Source organism: Mycobacterium sp. TH-M106 (assembly GCF_057473765.1).
The window spans coordinates 1-3,438 of record NZ_JBYCLE010000467.1; the positions used below are offsets into that span (position 1 = coordinate 1).

3 protein-coding genes are annotated in these 3,438 nt (G+C 67.3%); all 3 read right to left on the reverse strand.

What is annotated here, in order from left to right; translation table 11 throughout:
* Nucleotides 1-1,125: recombinase family protein (locus AC2VOP_RS16605; RefSeq protein WP_486961992.1), on the reverse strand; the 1,125-nt coding region annotated here is incomplete at its 3' end.
* Between the two features lie 9 nt (nt 1,126-1,134).
* Nucleotides 1,135-2,358: an HNH endonuclease signature motif containing protein gene (locus tag AC2VOP_RS16610; RefSeq protein ID WP_486961993.1), complete on the reverse strand. Its 1,224-nt coding sequence runs from the start codon at nt 2,356-2,358 to the stop codon at nt 1,135-1,137.
* Between the two features lie 196 nt (nt 2,359-2,554).
* A partial coding sequence (locus AC2VOP_RS16615; protein ID WP_486961994.1) for a peptidoglycan D,D-transpeptidase FtsI family protein occupies nt 2,555-3,438 on the reverse strand: 884 nt, incomplete at its 5' end.

Sequence of the window (3,438 nt, forward strand, 5' to 3'; positions counted from 1 at the left end):
GACACCAGCCCGACGACCGCCGATCATCCCCAATGAGCCAAACAGGTGGTCCATAGTTGGTGGCCAACCGGTGGTCCCATCCTCGTGGCAAATGACAAACACAGCCTCGGTCAGAAGTTCTTCGACCGGGGCGGCGACCACTGTCAACCGACCACACCCACCATGGTCGGGGCCTTTCAAACACACATACCGGCGTACCCGATTCTGCGGATTACTGTGCCGGGCTTGGGAATACAGTCGGTTGCCACAGCGCCCGCAGCGCAACATCCCCGACAACAGGTAGGTGCGGGCGGTGCGGGTCTTGGTCACCGAGCGTGCCGCCATACGGGCCAACACCCGATCCCGCTGCACTGGGGTGATGATCGCGGGCCACACCGCGGGGCCGATCACCTCGCCGCGATGCTCCCGCAGCCCGGCGATACGGCCCGAGGACAACACCTGGCGCACCGCGGTGGTCTGCCACGATGTCGCCACGCTCGGGACGATCTGCGACTCGTTGAGCCAGATCGTCAACGACCGCAGGGACTGGCCCGCCAGATACCGATCCACCATCTCGCGGACCACTGCGGCCTCGGAGTCGCGCACGGTGATCTTGTCGGCTTCATAGCCGAACGGGCGTGCTGAACCATGCGGCAACCCGGCCTGGGCGTTCTGCAACATCTTGCGGCGGATACGGGCCGACTTGCGGCCGGATTCCTTGGCGGCGAACGCGGCGAAAATGCGGGCCATGAACAGTCCGTCATCGTTGCCCAGGTCGATGTCGGCGGTTACCGTCGCCACATCGCGCACCCCGACCGATTCACATAGCGTGACGAACTCCTCCAACTCCACCGGCCGGCGGTGCAACCGGTCCAGGTTGTAGACGATCACCGCATCCCGATCACCGGATGCCAGATCAGCCAGCATCTGCGCGTACTGGCGGCGCGGCTTCCCCGAGAACGCCGACACATCGTTATCGACATACTCGGCCCCGACCGGCCAGCCCCGATCCTCAGCGAGCTTGCGGCAATCCTCCAACTGCCGCGCCACCCCCAACCCCGTGCCCTCCGCATCCGAGGAAATCCGGGCATAAATCGCCGCCGACCCCACCCCAACACGCTGACCAGCAGATTTCCTCACAGGCATGAGGGTAGTTTAACAACTTATGACCTTCGACGGGTGGGTCGGCCCGCCGTGAGCGTAGGCGATCGCATGGTCGATGTCGCAGAATTCGGCCGGCCGGTCGCACTCCGGGAAGCGGCAGGTCATGTCGCGGCAGCGGACGAACTCGTCCAGCGCCCTCGACGGCCGGTAGCCGGGCTCGGGTGCGCTGTCAGGGCCGGGCAGTCGCAGCGGCCGGATCGTGGCGCCGGTAGCGATCAGCTCGGCCAGCACTGCCGCCGGAATCAGGGGTCCGCCCAGGATCAGCGCCGGCGGGGTTTGCACCGTCGGCGGGTCGGGTTCGGGCTCGAGCGTCAGCGCCTCGTGCAGGGTCATATCCGCGGTGATCGGCCGCGACGGAGGCTCCTCGCCGTTGTGGTGCGGGTCAACCGGAACATCAAGGCTTTTCACATCAGCCACGACATGGATCACCGCCCCACTGGGTGCATCGGTGGCAGCGGCGGCGGGGCAGGCGCTGGTGCCGCAACGGCAGACCAGCCGGTCACCACCGGCGGCCAGCACACCCAGCGCGTCGGCGCGGCGTTGAGCGACGGTGCGTGGGTCGTCGTCGCAGACGGCGTGGGCCATCGCCATCAGCCGCCGGTCCAGCAGTTCGGCGTCGGCGGCATAAAGCCGGCCCCACAGCGGGGTGGTGCCGTTGGCGATGTTTTCCCTATCGATGACCACATCGCGGCTGCGGGCATAGCCACGGATGTGGCGCAGTGCGCCGGGATCGTAGCAGTCGATGACGGCGTCGATGGCCGCGGCGGTCTTTGCCGCCGACAGCGGTCCATAACGCAGCGCATCTTCGGCTAGGGCTTTATCGGCCAGCGCCAGCGCTTCAGGGTCTTTGATCAACGTGGTGCGCCAAGCGATGGTGGCCACCAGCGCTGCGCTAAGAAGCCCCTCGGCGAACAGCTGCGAGACCTGCGGCAACCGATCCCGCAGTGTGGCGGCCAGATACATCTGCCCGGAGGCTTTGCCGTGACTGACACCCAGGGCCGAGGACACCTCGGCGGCTGTCGCGTCCCAGTCGTCACAGCACCAGTGGGCAGACTCCGGCCCGTCGGTGCGGCGAGCCACCAGCTCGGCGACCGCAGCCAGCCGGCGTGCCGCAGCGGCGGCTTCGACCTGCGCCCAGCCGGTGATCGCGGCGATCACCGTGCTGTCGTCAGCACCACCCAGCTCCCCGAGATCCGGCGGCATCCTCTCGAACATAGATTCGACACTAGCGGCCGGCGCCGACAAACCACCCCACAGTCACACCCAGACCAACCCATCTGTGGATAGACACCCAGCTGTGGACAACCCCGGGCAACCCCGGACAACCCCGGACAACCCCGGGCAACACCGGAGGCGGCCGACTGGCGCGGCGAAAAGGCTAGCGCCATGATCTCCGCAAGGGCGGAATGCCTCAGACAACCCGCAGCGTCAGCGGCGGGCCCGGGTCCGGCGACAGCGGCACGTTGTCGCGTTGCAACAGCCAGCCCGCGATGTTGTGGAACAGCGGAGCCGCCGAGGAACCCGGCGACCCGTCAGCGGCCCGCTGCGGATTGTCCATCATCAATGCGACGACGTAGCGCGGATTGTCCGCGGGTGCGATCCCGGCGAAGGTGATCCAGTACACGTCATCGAAGTAGCACCCGCAACCGGCGTTGATCTGCTGCGCGGTCCCGGTCTTTCCGGCGATCTGGTAGCCGTCGACAGCGGCTTTGGGCGCGGTGCCCTGCTGGTAGCCCATCGGGTCGTGCTGCACCACGGCGCGCAGCATGTTGCGCACGGTCTGGGCCGTCTGTGCGGAGACCACCGGAACTCCTTGCGGGCGCGGCTCCTCGGTGCGGCTGCCGTCGGGAGCGATGGTCGCTTTGACAATTCGCGGCGGCATCCGGACGCCGTCGTTGGCGATGGCCTGATACATCCCCGCCAGCTGCAGCAGCGTCATCGAAAGCCCTTGCCCGATAGGCAGGTTGGCGAATGTGCTGCCGGACCACTGCGCAATCGGCGGAACCACCCCGGCGCTCTCGCCGGGCAGCCCGACGCCGGTGCGGCTGCCCAGGCCGAACCTTTCCAGCATGTCGAAATAGCGCTCCGGACCGACGCGCTGCGCCAGCATCAGGGTGCCCACGTTGGACGACTTACCGAATACCCCGGTGGTGGTGTAGGACTCGGTGCCGTGCTCCCACGCGTCATGAATGGTCGCATCGCCCATGGCGATCGAGCCGGGCACCGACAGCACCTCGTCGGGGTTGCTCAGCCCGTACTCGATGGTGGCGGCGGCCGTTACCACCTTGTTCGCCG